This window comes from Burkholderia sp. M6-3 (assembly GCF_050858985.1).
GTDB lineage: Bacteria > Pseudomonadota > Gammaproteobacteria > Burkholderiales > Burkholderiaceae > Paraburkholderia > Paraburkholderia caledonica.
This window is the reverse complement of the sequence record NZ_CP110091.1, coordinates 1,477,054-1,494,058: the sequence shown is the minus strand read 5'-3', so window position 1 is coordinate 1,494,058 and position 17,005 is coordinate 1,477,054. Positions and strand designations below refer to the sequence as shown.

The 17,005-nt window shown below is 60.1% G+C and carries 15 protein-coding genes; 12 read left to right on the top strand and 3 right to left on the bottom strand.

Translation table 11 applies throughout. From position 1 onward, the window contains the following. Window positions 1-145 precede the first annotated feature (145 nt). From OH764_RS24040 to OH764_RS24015, 6 genes are all read left to right on the top strand, one after another. A complete protein-coding gene (locus tag OH764_RS24040; RefSeq protein ID WP_498851113.1) occupies window positions 146-1,930 on the top strand; it encodes a gamma-glutamyltransferase family protein in 1,785 nt (594 codons plus the stop codon). A gap of 49 nt (window positions 1,931-1,979) precedes the next feature. After that, a complete protein-coding gene (locus tag OH764_RS24035; RefSeq protein ID WP_498851112.1) occupies window positions 1,980-3,392 on the top strand; it encodes an MFS transporter in 1,413 nt (470 codons plus the stop codon). Window positions 3,393-3,426: 34 nt separating this feature from the next. Continuing rightward, window positions 3,427-3,981, top strand: coding sequence for a GAF domain-containing protein (locus OH764_RS24030; RefSeq protein WP_498851111.1), 555 nt, complete (start codon window positions 3,427-3,429; stop codon window positions 3,979-3,981). A gap of 1 nt (window position 3,982) precedes the next feature. Further along, window positions 3,983-5,287, top strand: a complete 1,305-nt coding sequence (locus tag OH764_RS24025) for an MFS transporter (RefSeq protein ID WP_498851110.1) — start codon at window positions 3,983-3,985, stop codon at window positions 5,285-5,287. 210 nt (window positions 5,288-5,497) lie between these two features. Then, window positions 5,498-6,826, top strand: coding sequence for an NAD(P)/FAD-dependent oxidoreductase (locus OH764_RS24020; RefSeq protein WP_498851109.1), 1,329 nt, complete (start codon window positions 5,498-5,500; stop codon window positions 6,824-6,826). 119 nt (window positions 6,827-6,945) lie between these two features. Beyond that, entirely contained in the window at window positions 6,946-7,248 is a 303-nt protein-coding gene (locus OH764_RS24015) for a VF_A0006 family four-cysteine protein (RefSeq protein WP_498851108.1), read from the top strand. A gap of 158 nt (window positions 7,249-7,406) precedes the next feature. Here OH764_RS24015 and OH764_RS24010 read toward each other — a convergent pair whose 3' ends face one another. Both OH764_RS24010 and OH764_RS24005 read right to left on the bottom strand, forming a co-directional pair. After that, window positions 7,407-8,123 carry a transposase gene (locus tag OH764_RS24010; protein WP_498851107.1) on the bottom strand — a complete coding sequence of 239 codons (717 nt, stop codon included), beginning with the start codon at window positions 8,121-8,123 and terminating at the stop codon, window positions 7,407-7,409. A gap of 442 nt (window positions 8,124-8,565) precedes the next feature. Beyond that, window positions 8,566-9,465: an NAD-dependent epimerase/dehydratase family protein gene (locus OH764_RS24005; protein ID WP_131315574.1), complete on the bottom strand. Its 900-nt coding sequence runs from the start codon at window positions 9,463-9,465 to the stop codon at window positions 8,566-8,568. A gap of 244 nt (window positions 9,466-9,709) precedes the next feature. Between OH764_RS24005 and OH764_RS24000 the strand changes: the two genes are divergently transcribed. Genes OH764_RS24000 through OH764_RS23985 form a run of 4 tightly spaced genes read left to right on the top strand, consistent with a single transcriptional unit; the run spans window position 9,710 to window position 13,889 of the window. Then, window positions 9,710-10,705 (top strand): ABC transporter permease, encoded by a 996-nt coding sequence (locus OH764_RS24000; RefSeq protein WP_027779104.1) that lies wholly within the window; start codon window positions 9,710-9,712, stop codon window positions 10,703-10,705. Between the two features lie 39 nt (window positions 10,706-10,744). Then, entirely contained in the window at window positions 10,745-11,686 is a 942-nt protein-coding gene (locus tag OH764_RS23995; protein WP_498851106.1) for a sugar-binding protein, read from the top strand. Further along, on the top strand, window positions 11,686-13,203 hold the full coding sequence (locus OH764_RS23990) for a sugar ABC transporter ATP-binding protein (RefSeq protein ID WP_498851105.1): 1,518 nt from the start codon (window positions 11,686-11,688) through the stop codon (window positions 13,201-13,203). The genes OH764_RS23995 and OH764_RS23990 overlap by 1 nt, the downstream gene beginning before the upstream one ends. A gap of 29 nt (window positions 13,204-13,232) precedes the next feature. Next, on the top strand, window positions 13,233-13,889 hold the full coding sequence (locus tag OH764_RS23985; protein WP_027804582.1) for an aspartate/glutamate racemase family protein: 657 nt from the start codon (window positions 13,233-13,235) through the stop codon (window positions 13,887-13,889). Here the strand turns inward: OH764_RS23985 and OH764_RS23980 are convergent. Next, window positions 13,864-14,622: a Crp/Fnr family transcriptional regulator gene (locus tag OH764_RS23980; RefSeq protein WP_498851104.1), complete on the bottom strand. Its 759-nt coding sequence runs from the start codon at window positions 14,620-14,622 to the stop codon at window positions 13,864-13,866. The genes OH764_RS23985 and OH764_RS23980 overlap by 26 nt on opposite strands. A gap of 363 nt (window positions 14,623-14,985) precedes the next feature. Here OH764_RS23980 and OH764_RS23975 point away from each other — a divergent pair, with 363 nt between their 5' ends. Further along, window positions 14,986-15,681, top strand: coding sequence for a GntR family transcriptional regulator (locus OH764_RS23975; protein WP_227471287.1), 696 nt, complete (start codon window positions 14,986-14,988; stop codon window positions 15,679-15,681). A 50-nt stretch (window positions 15,682-15,731) separates the two neighbouring features. Then, window positions 15,732-17,000, top strand: a complete 1,269-nt coding sequence (mtnK, locus tag OH764_RS23970; protein ID WP_498851103.1) for an S-methyl-5-thioribose kinase — start codon at window positions 15,732-15,734, stop codon at window positions 16,998-17,000. Window positions 17,001-17,005 lie beyond the last annotated feature (5 nt).

Below are 17,005 nucleotides of genomic sequence, written 5' to 3'. Positions count from 1 at the left end.
AATGCTTTTTTGGCCAATAATCCACGAACTTATATTTCAGGTTAGCATCGAGGAATGGGTGGCGTCATCCAATGCTGACCGATCGAATTCGTACCTTTAAACATTGGTTCAGCACCGGTCGTAACGATCACAAGAGGAGTAGGACATGTCGTTCACAACTCGTCCCGAACTGATTGGCACGTTCGGAATGGTGGCGTCGACGCATTGGCTGGCCAGCGCGTCGGCCATGGCCGCGCTGGAAAAAGGCGGCAATGCCTTCGACGCCGCCGCCGCCGCGGGGTTTGTACTCCAGATCGTCGAGCCGCATCTGAATGGTCCCGGCGGTGAACTGCCGGTGGTGTTCTACAGCGCCCGCGAAGACCGGGTGCGAGTGCTTTGCGGCCAGGGCGTGACGCCCGCAAGCATGACCATCGAACGTATGCGCGAGTTGGGGCTGGAAGTGGTGCCGGGGACCGGACTTCTACCGGCGGTGGTACCGGGGGCATTCGGCGCATGGATGGCCATGCTGCGCGACTATGGCCAGTTGCCGCTCGAAGACGTGTTGAGCTATGCGATCGGCTATGCGGAGAACGGCTATCCGGTGCTGCCGCGCATGGCTTCGTCGATCCTCGCGATCAAGGATTTTTTCCTCACCGAATGGCCTACTTCGGCCGAACAATGGCTGCGAAATGGCGACGCGCCCACGCCGAATCACCTCTTCGCCAATCCGGCGATCGCCACCACCTACAAGCGCATTCTGCGAGAAGCGACCAGCCGCAGCGACCGCGCCGAGCAGTGCGAACGGGCTCGCGAAGTGTTCTATCGCGGATTCGTGGCAGACGCCATCGACCAGTACTTTCGGTCCACAGCCGTTCTCGATACGTCCGGCCAGCGCAACCGCGGCTTGCTCTCGGCCGACGATCTCGCTCGCTGGGAGCCGTCCTATGAAGACCCAGTGTCCTACGACTACGGCGACCTTCGAGTTCACAAGACGGGTCCGTGGGGGCAGGGCCCAATGTTCCTGCAGCAACTTGCGCTGCTCAAGGGATTCGATCTCGCGGCGATGGATCCGCTGGGACCGGATTTCGTCCACACGATTATCGAGTGCTCGAAGCTCGCGTTCGCCGACCGCGAGGTCTTCTATGGCGACCCGGCATTTGCCCATGTGCCGCTAGATGTGCTGCTCAGCGACGCCTATAACGACGAACGTCGCAAGCTCATCGACCCGCAGCGTGCGTCGCTCGAATTTTGTCCGGGAACGCTGGGCGACAGCGGGCGCCGCGCCGCGCGCATCATGGCACTCGCCGGGAAGGAACAGTTCGGGGGCTTCGGGCAGGGAGAGCCGACCTTCGCGCCGCTGCCTGAACTGCGAGGCGACACCGTGCACCTCGATATCGTCGACCGGTGGGGCAACATGGTGTCGGCTACGCCGTCGGGCGGCTGGTTGCAGGCGTCGCCGGCGGTGCCCGGACTCGGTTTCAACGTCACCACGCGCGCGCAGATGTTCTGGATGGAAGAAGGACTGCCATCATCACTGGGTCCTGGGCGACGTCCTCGCACAACGCTGTCGCCCACGCTCGTTACCCGCGCGGGCAAGCCCTACGCGGCATTCGGCACGCCCGGCGGCGACCAGCAGGATCAGTGGTCGCTCCAGCTATTCCTGAAACATGTGCACGCCGGCATGAACTTCCAGGCCGCCGCCGATTCCCCGTCGTTCCAGACCGCTCACTTCCCCGGCTCGTTCTACCCGCGCGCGATGCAGTTGGGCAAGATGTCTGCCGAAGCCCGTTTTCCGGAAAGCACGCTCGCCGAATTGCGCGCGCGTGGACACGATCTGACCGTGGCGGAGCCTTGGGCATTGGGCCGGGTCTGCGCGGTCGGCATCAGAAATGGTCTGATGCGCGGCGCGGCGACGCCTCGCCAGATGCAGGCATATGCGATCGGGCGATGAACTTCGTGCCCGCGATCAACGCGCTCATTCCTCCATGGAGAAACTCGCCATGTCCGCTGTAGCTGCTCGTCTTGAACGGCTCCCGTTATCGGGATTTCATCGCAAACTTCTGCTGATCGGCGGGCTGGGGTATCTGTTCGACGGACTCGATTCGTCGTCGCTTGCGTTCCTGTTACCGGTCGTCAGCAAGCTGTGGCATTTGACGAGCGCCGAGACTGGCCTCGTGGCCAGCAGTACCTATATCGGGTATTTCTTCGGCGCTTTTCTGTCGGGGGTTTTCGCCGATCTCATCGGCCGCCGCCGCATCATGATGACGGCGCTGGCGATCTACTGTGTCGCGTCGCTCGCGAGTGCGGCGGCAACCGACTGGCACACGTTCTTCGCATTACGCATCGTCGCGGGTTTTGGCTCCGGCGCGGAGACAGTGGTGATCGCGCCATTCCTCGCCGAATTCGTCCCGCGGCGCTACAGGGGAATGTTTTGCGGCGCACTGGTCGGCTTCATGTCGTTCGGCTATCTGAGTTCGTCGATTCTCGGCTTCGTCGTGGTCAGAAACTTTGCCGATGGCTGGCGGTATCTCGCCGTGGTCACGTCGTTGCCGGTCGTCATGCTGCTCTGGTGGCGAAGGACGCTGCCGGAGTCGCCGCGATGGCTCGAAAGTCAGGGCCGGACGGAAGAAGCGAATGGCATTGTAAGCACGATCGAATCATGGTTTACCGGCCGAGGCATTCATCTAGCGCCGGTCGCCTCCGTCCGCATGATGCCGGCGTCGGCACCGGGAAAGGGTCGCGCATTGCAGAACGTGTTGACGTTGTGGTCGCCGCGGCTCGCGCGCACCACGGCGGTAAGCTGGCTCATGTGGTTTTCGGTCGCGTTCGCGTACTACTCGTTTTTCTCCTGGATTCCGAGTCTGCTCCTCAAGGAGGGGCTCACCATGACTAAGAGCTTCGGTTATTCCATCGCGATCTATGGGGCGCAGATCCCTGGTTATTTCTCGGCCGCATGGCTCAATGAACGCATCGGACGCAAAGCGGTGGTCGCGTCGTACATGCTGCTGGGCGGCGTCGCGGCGATCGCGCTTGCGTTCTCTCACACGGGAATCGGCATCATGCTTGCGGGCATATGCCTGTCGTTCTTCATGAACGGCGCGTTCGCGGGCGTCTATGCGTACACCCCGGAAGTGTTTCCCACTGCAGTTCGCACGACGGGTACAGGATCGTCGTCATCGTTTGGCCGCATCGGCTCGGTGAGCGCGCCGATTCTGGTCGGCCTCGTCTATCCCGCGTTCGGATTTCTGGGCGTATTCGCGATGACCACGACAGTTCTGCTCGTCGGGGCATGCGTGGTTTTCTGCCTGGGTATCGAGACCCGCAACCGCTCGCTCGAAGATATCGAGGCCGAGGAGTTTGCGCTTGCACAGGATGTTCGAGGTCCGCTCAGTTCGACGGAATTAGGCGGCTGAACGCCGCGATCTGCCAACTCTTCGGTTATAGACCATGCAAGCGAACAGGATCGTGACTACGCCGCCCGTCCCGCAAACGCTCGACATTTCCCACCTGGAACATCTCGCCAGGGCCATGCGGCTCAACGGTCAAGCGGCGGCGCTTTTCCGTGCGGTTCATGAAGTGGCGGCAAGCGTAATCGGCTTCCGTCTGCTCACGATCATGTTTTACGACGCCGGGCGCGAGGAAGTCGAGCGCGCTTATACGAACATGCCAGATGTGTATCCGGTTGGCGGGCGCAAGAAAAAACGCGGCACCGCGTGGGCCAGACAGGTTCTGCACGACCTTGAGCCATTCCGCGCAGAAACGCCGCAAGGCATTCTCGAAGCGTTCGACGATCATACGGTGATGACCGGCATGGGCCTCGGATCGATATTGAACATTCCGATCGCGTACAACGGCGTGTGCATCGGCACGATGAACCTGACACACCGGGAAGGGTGGTACACGGAGCGGCACGAAGCGCTCGGCCTGCTGATCGGTTCGTTTCTCGCACCCGCTTTGATCGCGGGCAATACGGTATCCGCCGGCAGTTCGGGTTCTCTCTGACATGACTACAAATCCCCGCGCTACGTCAGCGGCGACGGCGACGGCAACGCAAAGTGCCGAATCGCAAGGCCGTTGGCTGCTGGTCTTCGTCCTTTCCTATCTTGCGCTAATGGCCGATGGCGCCGACGTGATGATGTACGGCCTGACCCTCACGCGAATCAAGGACGATTTCGGGCTGAGCAATGTCGAGGCGGGAGCGTTGGGAAGTTTGACGTTGTTAGGCATGGCCGCGGGCGGGATACTGGGCGGCTGGCTAAGTGATCGGGTGGGCCGGGTGAGGGTCGTCGTGTGGGCGCTGACGCTATTCTCGCTCGGCGCGGGACTGCTCGGGCTCACGCACAGCTTTCTTCAATTCGCGATTGTTCGGTTCATCGGTTCGTTGGGAATCGGCTGCATGGTGCTCGTCACCACGCTGGTTGCCGAATACGTGCCCACCGAAAGACGTTCGTTGATTCTCGGCGCATTGCAGACTGCCATTTCAGCCGGCTATATCGTGGTGATTGCGCTGAGCAGCTGGATCTTGCCGCACTATGGCTGGCGCACGCTGTATTACGTGTCGGCGGTTCCCGTGGTCTTTGCGCTCGCGATCAAGTTTGCCGTACCCGAGCCGGCCAGCTGGCGGGCAAGCCGTGCAGCCGACCGCAAAAGCCAGAACGAAAGCGGCACTCAAGGCCACAGTGGAGCGCGATCGCGCGATGGCCGCTACGCCCTGATTTTCCGCACCCGCCAGACGCGCACGCTGTTCATCCTGTGGACTCTCGCCTCTGTTTTTATTCTTTCCGGCTTTTATGGTTTGAACAACTGGCTACCCACGTACCTTGAAAGAGAACTGCATATCAAGTTCAGTTCACTGACCGGCTACATGATCGGCACCTACGTGGTCGCCTTCATCGGCAAGATCTTCGCCGGCTGGCTGGGCGACCGATGGAGCCGGCGCGGCGTATACGTGCTGGGCTGCGCGGGCGCCGCGCTCTTCTTGCCGGTCATCATCTTCTGGCATACGCGGGAAAACATTGCGGCACTCATGCTTTTCTTCGGCTTTCTCTATGGTGTTCCGCTGGGCACGATCGGGACTTTCATGTCCGAGAGCTTCGCCACTTCTATCCGTGGCACTGCTGTGGGCGGTTCCTATAACGTTGGCCGTTTCTGCGCGGGCGCAGCGCCTATCGTTATCGGCTATCTCGCCACCCAGTTCTCCATCGGCTTTGGCTTTCTTGTCGTAGGTGCGGTCTTCTTTCTGAGCGGCGTTACGGCGCTGTTTATCCCGGACCGGCTGTACGACACCGAGCGGCCATCCACGCCATGACGCTTTGAGTTTCACCCCAAAACATTCAGGATGCGGTGGATCGTCGTCTCTCGCGCAGAGGCAAGAGGATCGTCCTATCAGCGAAGCGATGGAAGATAGGAGAATCGTAGCCACTTTCTGCGGACGGTGAAACGGTGATGCGCGCTCTTGTACGCATTCCCGAATTCGCCACTGCAGTTTCACCACGAAGCGGCAACCGGCGGCTGTGAAATGTTAAGGATCGACGAAGTCACGAGTAGCGAAAATTTCCCCGAGCGATGCGATGTCGCGGTGATAGGCGGCGGCATCGTTGGCGTCAGCACCGCGTATGAACTGGCGCGGCGCGGTGTCCAGGTGGTTCTGCTTGAAAAGGGCGTTATTGGCGGCGAGCAGTCGGGGCGCAATTGGGGTTGGGTGCGTCAGCAAAACCGCGACCTCTATGAGTTGCCGCTCGCCATGCAAAGCCTCAGACGCTGGGAGGAATTGAGCGGAGAACTCGGCGAGGATATTGGCTTTCGCAGGGCGGGCATCCTGTATGGCACGGAGCTTCAATCGGACGTCGCGCAATGGGAGTCGTGGATTGCGCGCGCACGGGAGATCGGTTTCAACAGTGAGATCCTCAGTGCGCGCGAACTGGCAGCGCGCATTCCGTCCGGGCGTGCAAGATGGGCTGGCGGTCTGTGGTCGGTCACGGACGGCCGCGCCGAGCCGTCGAAAGCCGCGCCTGCAATTGCACGCGGGGCGCAACGGCTTGGCGCCAAGGTCTTCCAGAACTGCGCGGTACGCAGTCTGGACATGACTGCGGGACGCGTCGGCGGCATCTGGACGGAGCGCGGCCGGCTCGCAGCCGACACCGTCGTGCTTGCCGGAGGCGCCTGGAGCGCGTTGTTCTGCCAGCATCATGGTATCGATCTGCCCGCCATCAACGTTATCGGAACGGCGTTGCGCACCGCTGAGGCACCGGCGGTCGTCGAAGGCTGTTTCTCCGGGCCTGACTTCGCGTTGAGGCGGAGGTTGGACGGCGGCTACACCATCGCGGTCCCCGGCTATGGACGCGTCGAACTCGCGCCGCAAAACCTGCGGCATTCGGTGAAGTTCCGCACCATGTTCCGCAGCAAGCTGAAGAAGAAACTCAAGGTTCGCGTCGGTGCCAGCTTCTTCCACGGACCAGAGGCGACCACGACGTGGCGCGACGATGACATCTCGCCATTTGAACGGACACGGGTACTGGACCCGCGTGTCGATAGTGAATGGCTCGAACGCGGACTGCGCAATGTGGCCCGCGTGTTTCCCGAGTTGTCGGGCTTGCGGATCGCTCACGCATGGGCGGGCGCAATCGACACGACGCCGGATCTGGTCCCGATCATCTCGAAGGTCGATGCGAAACCCGGTCTTGTGATCGCCTCCGGCTTTAGCGGTCACGGCTTCGGGCTAGGGCCAGGCGCGGGTCTACTGGTGAGCCGGCTGGTAATGGACGAGGCGCCGCAGTTCGACATGGGTCCCTACAGACTGACACGCTTTTCCGACGGAACGAAACTGAGCAGCCCCGAAATGATGTGAGTTGAATGACGGGGAGTCGTTCTCGCGGCACTGCAATGCGCACTGAATGGAGTGCGCATTTGCAATTAAACGCCACGTGCTACGATTGCCATCGTCAAGTTCCTGGCTGTCGCGTGTCCATGCACAAACTGGCTTACCTGCTCGTTCCTTTGACGCTCGCCGCACCGTTATCAGCCTTCGCGGTTGGCGGCGAGAATGTGGAATACGATCAATGCATTCTGAATTCTTTAGCGAATAGCCAGAGCAGCTACGCGGCACGTGTCATCAGAAATTCGTGCCAGGCACTGTACGTAAACAGTGCTCTGCTTTTGCCGCGCGAGAAGTCTTATCACGTGTGTATCTTGCAAAATGTCCAGAATGTGAGAGGGGCATTTGCAGTCAACGAGATATTGCACGCCTGCCGCCGCCAGAATCGGATGTGAGTTGTGCGCGCGACGATTCGATATTGGCCAAGCGCGAGCCGGTACGGTACCTTGAGTGCCGTTACCCGGTTCGCGGTTCACCGACCGCGCGGATAGAAAATGCCGACGTGACGTAGCTGGCTCAAACAGGCAGGGTGTGCCTCCCTGTTTTCCTTGGTTTAGCCGGCGTGCGCGAAGGCGCGGGTCGTGCGAGCCTTGGGCGGTCGGTCCCGCAGCAGCAGCGGCATCAAACGCCGGTTGGCAGTCCGCGCGGCCCACTCGCAATACTCGGCGCTGCCGAGCACCCAGCCATTCAGCGTGGACTGCATCAGCTTGTCGACCTCGAGTTGATCCGGAGACTGTGCGCCCAGGTCCCGATAAGCCTCGTGACGCTCGAACGGTGTGTTGCCGAGCGCGCGATAAAGCGGGTGGTCCTTGATAAAGCTATCGACACGCAGCCCGATGTGATGCGAGTAGCTCGACCACCGGTATTTTCCCGGCTCGTCTACAAGGTTGCTGCGCACCGGCGCATGATCGATGATCTGGCTCGCCAGCAGAAAATATCGGTCGGGCTCGATCACCGTTGCCCGGTAGCCGCCACGCCACATCGTGCCGCGCCGTCCATGGCGTCGATTAAAGGTCTCGACATAGCGGCGACCCACCGCCTGCATCGCCATGGCCACGCTCGACTCATATGACGGCGTGACGAGAAATTGCACCGCACCTGGCATCAGGACCCAGGCGTGGACTGCCAGGTCGGCGACGCGCGCTGCGTCTGCCAGGCAGGCGAGGAAGTACAGGTAATCTCCTTCATCCAGGAATGCGGGCCCCGTGAGCCCCTGCAGAATAACGTGCTGCGGTTGTTCTGGAACGTAATGACGTGCGAGCCGTGTCATGCTGAATTAACCGGAAATCCGATGTGAGAAAGCGTTCCGACAGGTAACGAATGTGTGATGGTGCGTGAAGCAGGTATGAGATGGATTCTAGTGGTGATATGCGCGAGTTTTCATCGCGAATAGGCCTTTGTTCTAGCCTCATTTCGCTGAATTGGCGTGCGCTGCCATCGCCGGTTTTATGCCAACGCTGAATCGCAGCGGCGTGCAAACGCAACTGGCCCATCTGATTGTGGCGATGCAGAAGAAGTAGATCGTTCGTGCTCTGCGAACGGGATGATGCGGACGAATTGGGGATCGATCGCCTGGCGGATGCGAGGCCGTGGTCAAGCGCAATCACGTGCCTCTGGGAGACCTCGGCGGTCCGGCAGGTCTTCGGCTTCTTTGGAAGCGCGCCTGATGTCGTCATCAGGCGCACTTGGCGCCTCGCGAGACTGTCGGTCGCCTACGACTGTCCGGACACCTGCTCGCGCCACCGGTAAGCCTGCTTCCACCCAAGCAAACGCTTGAGCTTTTCATTACTCAGCAAGGTCTCGAATTCGCCGAGTGGTTTTTTTACCGGCACATTCGGGTAGTAAGTCTTCAGCAATTCCGCGACCGGCCGGTCGGAGGAGACGTCGTCTGCGGCTACGTTCATCACCGTGAAGCCCAGACCATCCTTTTCGATGCCCAGACGGCAGGCCGTTGCCAGGTCGCGGCCGTCGATATAACTCCATGCAATGCGCTTTCGCAAGGCCGGGTCCTTGAGCCAGGTCGGGAATTTCTGGTAGTCCACGGGGTCGAGTACATTGCCGATGCGCAAGCAGTAAATATCCGCGCCCGTGCGCGCATGAAACGCCTTTGCTGTCACTTCATTAATGACTTTCGACGTGGCGTAGCTGTCCATCGGGTCGACGGGATACTCTTCATCGAGCGGAAAGTACGCCGGGTCGCGATGCCGGTGTGCGAACACCACGCCGTAGGTCGTCTCGCTCGAAGCGACGATGACCTTCCTGATGCCGAGCTTTGCAGCCGCGTCCAGCACGTTGTAGGTGCCCATCACATTGATGCGGAACACCTCGTTGTCCGTGGTGACGAGAATGCGCGGAATGGCGGCGAAATGCACAACGGCGTCGATCGGCTTGGGCTCGATGTCGTCGTCGAATTCTTTTGCCGTGGTCGTCGACGAAAGTGCATTGAAGACCTGTCCCGCATCGGTAATGTCGGTGATCAGAGTCCGGGCGGTGCCTTTAGCCATAGGCACGCGGTCCAGATTGAGTACTTCGTAGCCGTGCGCCACCAGATCTTCTACCACCCATTTGCCGGCAAGTCCGCTGCCGCCCGTCACAATTACTCGTTTGGTCATGCCTTGTCTCCTTTGCAGTTCATAAAGCCACCCGACGGCAATGCGCCGCTGACGACACCAGACGCATCGTAACGCCGCGCCCTGCGCGATGCTGTGACGCCCGTCATAGGCATGAGGGCATTCATCGCGCTATCTGCTGACAATCTACGGGTCAATCCCGATACGGATCTATGACGCGCGTCACAGATTTCCGCATGTCCCGGCTCCTATGATCTGTTCCGAGCCTGCAAAGGAGGAGCGATCGGTGACTGCAATATCGTCGAAGAAGGAACCCCAGTCCGGGCGTGCCGCTGACTGGATCAAGGCGTGCTTGCGCATACGCGAGCTGAACGTGCTCTCGGTGTTGCTGCTGGTCGGACTGCTGATCAGCGTTTTCTCACCGTACTTCCTCACCACCAACAACCTGATGGGCGTGTTCCGCTCGTTTTCGTTGATTGCGCTCATGTCGATCGGCATGATGCTCGTGATCATTACGGGCGGCATCGACCTCTCGGTTGGATCGGTCATGGGCCTGTCGTCGCTCGTTACCGCGCTCGTCTTCCAGCATGGCTACAACGCGCCGGCGGCCATTGGCGCGGGGCTCGCCGTGGGAATCGCGGTCGGCGCATTCAATGGCTTCATGATCACGTGGATACAGTTGCCGCCTTTCATTGCGACGCTTGGCACCCTGTCGATCGGGCGCGGCCTCATGTACATCATTACCAAAGGCGTGCCTGTCACACCTGACGTTCCTGACAGCTTCACATTCATCGGCCAGGGCTACATCGGATTCGTGCCTTTTCCGGTCGTCATTCTTCTTGCCATGACGGCCGTCTTCTCCGTCGTCATGCGACAGACGCGCTTTGGACGTTACGTGTATGCGACGGGCGGCAATGAAGTGGCCGCGCGCTTATCCGGCGTGCGCACCGCGCGCGTGAAATTTACGGTCTATGTGCTATCCGGCCTGATCGCATCGATGGCAGGCGTCATTGCGTTTTCGCGCTTCGTGTCGGCCGAGCCGGCTTCTGGCTTCGGCGCGGAACTCGATGTCATCGCGGCGGCGGCCATCGGCGGCGCGAGTCTGTCGGGCGGGGCGGGCAGCGTGGAGGGCGCGATCATCGGCGCGGCCCTCGCGGGAATCATTACGAATGGCGTCGTGCTGCTCAACATCGATACCTATGCGCAGCAGGCCATCACCGGCTGCGTGATTCTCATTGCCGTCAGTATCGACATCTGGCGCGTGCGTCGCAAGGAACGCTAGGAACACTGAACGCTGCAACCATAACATCAGGAGACATGCATGAAACTGACGCAACGATTCACCGCGAGCGCCCTGGTCGCACTAGCCGCATCAGTTGGCGCAACGGCTCACGCCAAAGACGCAAAAGACATTTCGGTCGCCGTTATTCCCAAGGTCGCGGTGCCGTTCTTCGACGACTGCAACAAAGGGGCACAGACGGCTGCCGACAAGGCCGGTGTGAAATATCAATGGGTGGTGCCGCAAAACACACAGGGTTCCACGCAGGTACAGATTATCGAGGACCTGATCTCGAGGCATGTCGATGGCATTGCGATATCGGTGAACGAGCCGAAGTCGGTCGAAAGCGTGATGAAGCGCGCAGAGCAAAGCGGCATCAAGGTGCTGACGTATGACTCGGATTCGCCCAGAAGCGGACGCTCGATGTATATCGGCACGAACAACGAACAGGCGGGCGCGACCATGGCGGAGACGATGGGCAAGGCGCTCAATGGTCAGGGCGAAGTGGCGATCATTACCGGCCAACTGGGCGCGGTCAATCTGAACGAACGTATTGCCGGCATCAAGAAAGGGCTGGCGAAATATCCGGGCATCAAGATCGTCGAAACGCAAGGCACCGACGACGATCTGGCGCACGGCGTCTCTGTGGTCGAAACCACGCTGCGTGCGCATCCGCAACTCAAAGGCATCTTCGGCGTGAGCCAGGTGGGTGGGCCGGCGGTCGCGAAGGTGCTCAACACGAAGGAGTTCGGCACGATGAAGGGCAAGCTCGAAGTGCTTGCCTTCGACGATCTTCCCGACACGCTGAAGGGGCTCAAGGATGGCTATATCCAGGGCATCATGGTTCAGCGTCCGGTGACAATGGGCTCGCTCGCTGTCGAACACCTTGTCGCGCAGATCCAGGGCCAGGAAGCGCAGCCAAAGGACATCGATACCGGCGTGACCGTTGTCACGAAAGACAACATGACCAGCTACACGAAGTGATGAGCCACGTGACAGGCGTGCCTTTTCTGGAGATGCGCAACATCTCCAGAACCTTTCCTGGCGTCAAGGCGCTCGACCGCGTGAATCTGGAAATACGCGCGGGCGAAGTGCTCGCGCTTGCCGGAGAGAACGGCGCGGGCAAAAGTACGCTGATGAAGATACTCACCGGCATTTACGCGCCCGATCCCGGCGGCACTATTCTTGTCGAAGGGCAGGAAGTTGCACTCGCCGACAGCCATCACGCTCGCGCGTTGGGCGTGAACATCATTTATCAGGAGCTTGCGGTTGTCGGCAATCTCACTGTCGGCGAGAACATTTTTCTGGCGAGAGAACCGCGCACGCGGCTCGGACTGATCGATCGTCCGCGCATGTATCGCGAGGCGCGCGAAGTGCTGGCCACCATCGACATGGATATCGATCCCGCTACGCGCGTGAGCGAATTGAGTGTCGGCCAGCAGCAGATGATCGAGATTGCGAAGGCCCTCTGCGCGCGGTCCAAGGCCATCATCATGGACGAGCCGACTGCATCGCTCAGTCATCACGAAACCAGCGTTTTGCTGGGCATCGTCAAGCGCTTGCGCGAAAGAAACATTGCGGTGGTCTATATCTCGCATCGGCTCGAAGAGATTTTCGAGCTCGCAGATCGCGTGACGGTATTGCGCGACGGACGCACGGTCGGCACCGCGCCCATTGCTGACATGACGCGCGAGACGCTCGTGCGCCTGATGGTGGCTCGCGAGTTGAGCGAACTCTACGGCGAGCCGCAGTCTCACTCGAGCCGCGATCCCGTGCTCGAAGTGCAAGCGCTGTCGCTCAAGCCGGTCAGGAAGGCGGAGCCTCGTATCCGCGATATAAGCTTTACGCTGCATCGTGGCGAAGTGCTCGGGATCGCCGGGCTTGTCGGTTCGGGCCGCACCGAAATCATGGAGATGATCTTCGGAATGCGCGCGTGCACGGGTTCAGTCAAGGTAGAAGGCAAGCCAGTGGCGATCCGCAATCCGCACGATGCGATCAGGTCAGGCATAGGTTTCGTTACCGAAGACCGCAAGGCCCAGGGGCTCATACTCGGCATGAGCGTGCGCGAGAATTTCAGCCTTACTCATCTGGAGCGCTATTCGCCGTTCCAGTTCGTGCAGCACGCGCGAGAACGTGAGAGCTGTCGGCGGTTTGTCCGTATGCTGGGAATCAAAACGCCGGGCGTCGAGCAGAAGGTCATCAACCTGAGCGGCGGCAATCAGCAAAAGATCGTGATCGCCAAGTGGGTCGCGCGCAGTCCGAAAGTGCTTATCGTCGATGAACCGACGCGCGGCATCGACGTAGGCGCGAAAGCGGAGGTGCACGCGCTCATTGCGCGGCTCGCGGCAGAGGGCATTGGCGTGATCGTCATCTCTTCCGATCTTCTCGAAGTGCTCGCCGTCAGCGATCGCATCTTGACTGTGCGGGAAGGACGCATCAGCGGGGAATTGAGCAGGGCGCAAGCTTCGCAGGAAAAAGTGATGGCGCTCGCCACCGCCTGATAACCATCAACGAAGTAATGGATACGAATATGACCACGATCGTCGTTATACACACCGGCCCAGTCACGGTCGATCCCCTCAAGGCGCAGTTCGCCGAGCAGTTGGCCGATGCGCGTGTCGTCAATATCGTCGACGACAGCCTGCTGACCGATGTGCGTTCGGCGGGCCGCCTGACGCCCGAAGTGACACGCCGTTTATATAGCTATATGGCAAACGCCGAAGCACTCGGCGCGGACATCATTCTCAATGCGTGTTCGTCGGTGGGCGAGGCAACCGACCTCTTGCGCAGCATGATCCGCACGCCAATCGTCAAGGTCGACGAAGCGATGGCCGAGGAGGCCTGCGCGCTTGGACCGCGGATCGGCGTTGTCGCAACTGTGTCCACGACGCTCGAACCGACGGTGCGTCTCATCCGCAAAAAAGCCGCCGAGCGCCGCATCGAGATCCAGGTGACGGAATCCATCGCGCCAGGCGCATTCGAAGCGCTGCTCGCTGGCGACGCCGCGAAGCACGACGAGATCCTCAAGCGCACGATTGTCGAACTCGCCGATCAGGTGGATGTGATCGTGCTCGCGCAAGTCTCAATGGCGCGCCTCGTGCCGTCGCTCGGCTCGCTCTCAGTGCCGGTACTGTCGAGTCCTCAAAGCGGCGTAGCGTCGGTCAAGCGCGCATTAGCGGCGCTCTGAACTCCCGTGGAGCCGGGTTCGCGGGCAGGGCAGCGAAGTCCGGGGCTTTGGTGATGTACCGCGCGACGAAGGCGGGTGTCAGCACGATTTTGCGCTCGTGCATGTCGACGAAGCCTTCTGACTTGAGGTCGCTAAAGTGCCGGTTGACGGATTCGCGCGACGTACCGATGAATTCCGCGAGCTTGTCCTGCGCGATCGGCAAGTCGATGAGAACAGACTCGCCGTGCTCCGGATGATCGAAGGGCGTGCCCACTTGCCCCGAGAACATGACGAGTATGTTGACGAGCCGCTTTCTCACGTCGTGTAACGAGAGATTCTCGATTAATTGCTGTGCTTCCTGCCAGCGCAGATAGTGGTTGCGCAGCACGAACTGATTGATGACGTCGTAGCGTGCAAGCAGTTCCTTGAAATCCGCTTTACGGATATAGCAGACCATGCTCGGCGTGAGCGCCTGTGCATGATGGGAGTAGTTGTCCTCGTTGAGAACGTCGCCATCGCCGAAAATCATGCCCGCCTTGACGAAGGCAAGTGTGATTTCCTGACCGTCTTCGGTGAGGCGATAAAGCCTTACGCTGCCGCTCTTGAGCAGGTACACGTGCTCGCTCGATTCATCCGGCCGATAGATAACGGTGTTCTTGCGTAACGTGCGATGGTCGCTGAAGGCGGGCATCACCTCGTCGAGGCAATGACACTGGATCAAAGAGAGCAATTCGCTCTTGCCGACAAACCACATTGCCGTCTCCTTAAAGTTGCCTTGCGCACTTGGCGCCTTTTCAGGCGTTTGTAATAACGCTGTTTTGGTCCGGTTCATTCTACACACGGGGCTCCGGAATGCGCTGAGGACAACGCGCCAGCAATGTTCGCGAGGGCTGGCTCCGGCACATCGCTTTGGCGCAACGCAGCGTGTCGCAAAGCCAACGTCGACAAGGCTGAGGGCAATGGCATGTTGCGCGAGCGACGCGCAATGCTACCCGCGAACCGCGCTCGGCGCGAAACAAAACCAAGGGAAATTCCCTAGAAAAACATCAGATGTCTGATGTATATTTGGTGCAGTGACAAGCGAGAGAGCGACATGCGCCTAAGCGTAGAGCGATCGATGAGCGACAAGATCCAGGAGTCGCTGTTGACCATGATTCGTGAGCGCAAGCTCAAGCCTGGTGATCAGATTCCCACGGAATTGGAGCTCTGCGAGCTGCTTGGCGTTGGCCGTTCGAGTTTGCGCGAGGCCGTGGCGCAGATGATCTCACATGGGCTCCTATCACGGGTGCAGGGACGCGGCACCTTCATCAGACAAATTTCGCTCAAGCTGCAAGGCGGTCTGGATGATCTGATGTCTGTGACCGACATGATCAGGAGCGTTGGCGCGGTGCCTTCCACGAGTCGTATCCAGATGGACAGCATTGCGGCATCGGAGAGTCTTGCCGAAAAGCTTGGGATCGCGCCCGGTGAAACTTGCATCCGCATCGAACGGGTGAGGCGTGCTGACGATGCGATTGCCGCTTACTGCATCGACACGATCCCGAAAACGCTTTTCGATGAAGCTCAAGGTGAATTAGGCGAATCGCTCTTTGGCATGTTCGCGCGCACAGGCCGGCGCTTGTCGCATACGCATACGTCGATACAGCCGACCATCCTCACGCCGCGCGATCTGCCGGAACTGGGCGACGGATTCGGCATGTTTCTCCTGCTGGACGAAGTGGATTTCGATCAGAGCGGCGAGCCGCTTTGCTATAGCAACGACTACTACAACACGAGCATCTTCAAGTTCGATCTGGTGCGCAAGCGTCGCTAAAGACGTGTCCAGGTCGATGGGCGCCGGAAGCAACATCGGAGGAGGCACCGATGGAGTTTGAAGCCTTTACCGCAGGTGAGCTGGCAGCGTATCTCGGCGCCATTCCCAAGGTGCGCGCGCTGCTTGGCGAGCCTGACGATCTGGACGTCGCCGAAGTGGGCGACGGCAATCTGAATTACGTGTACTTCGTCACGAATGCGAAGGCGCCGCAGCGCAGCGTCGTGGTCAAACAGGCGCCGCCTTTTCTGCGGCTCGTCGGCAAAACGTGGCCGCTGTCGTGCCAGCGCATGGAGCACGAAGTCGCAGCCCTGCGCCGCTTCGGCGCGCTCTGCCCACAGCACGTGCCGAAGGTGTATCACGCCGACAGCAAGCGTTTCCTGATGGTCATGCAAAGGCTTGCCTCGCATTGCATTCTGCGGCAAGGCCTCATTAACGGCTTGACCTATCCGAAGCTCGCTGCGCATCTGTCCACTTATCTTGCGCATACGCTTTTTTACGGCTCGGATCTCTTTCTGGCGCCGGACATCAAGAAGCAGGCGGTGAGCGCGGCCGTCAATGTCGAGTTGTGCAGGATTACCGAAGATCTCGTATTCACTTTTCCCTTCGAAGACCATCCGTCCAATGTGTATAGCCCGGCACTGCCGCTGTCGGTACTCGAGCGCCTGAGAACGAACGAAGCATTGCGTATTGCAGCAGGCGACATGAAATGGGCATTCATGAATCGCGCGGAAACCTTGCTGCATGGCGACCTGCATACCGGCTCCATCATGGTCAATGAGGAAGAAACATTTGTCATCGATCCGGAGTTCGCGTTTTACGGGCCGATGAGCTTCGACATCGGCGCCTTGCTGGCCAATCTGCTGCTGGCCTATTTTTCCCGCGACTGGCATGGCCGTGTGGATGGGCGAGACCCGGCGCCTTACGAGGAATGGCTGCTCGCGCAGGCGATCGGTATATGGAATGGTTTCAGCGAGCAGTTCGTCGCGCTCTGGCGCGATCATGAAAGCCGCAGCGAACGCCGCTTCATCGGCGGACAGACCGACTCGCGCGCAGTCGAAGGCTATCGCGCGCATTTCATGCGCCGCCTGCTTGCCGACACTCTCGGCTTCGCGGGCTGCAAGATGATTCGACGCATCGTGGGCATGGCGAAAGTCGCGGAAATCACACGCATACCGGATGCGCAGGCTCGGGCACGGATCGAAGTGCGGTGTCTGCGTTGTGCAGAAGCCTTGCTCGTGGAACGCGACGCGCTGACCGACATCGAGCAGGTCGCCATGCTTGCGCGCGAGATTCGGCGCGAGACGCACACACACGTTTAACGCAC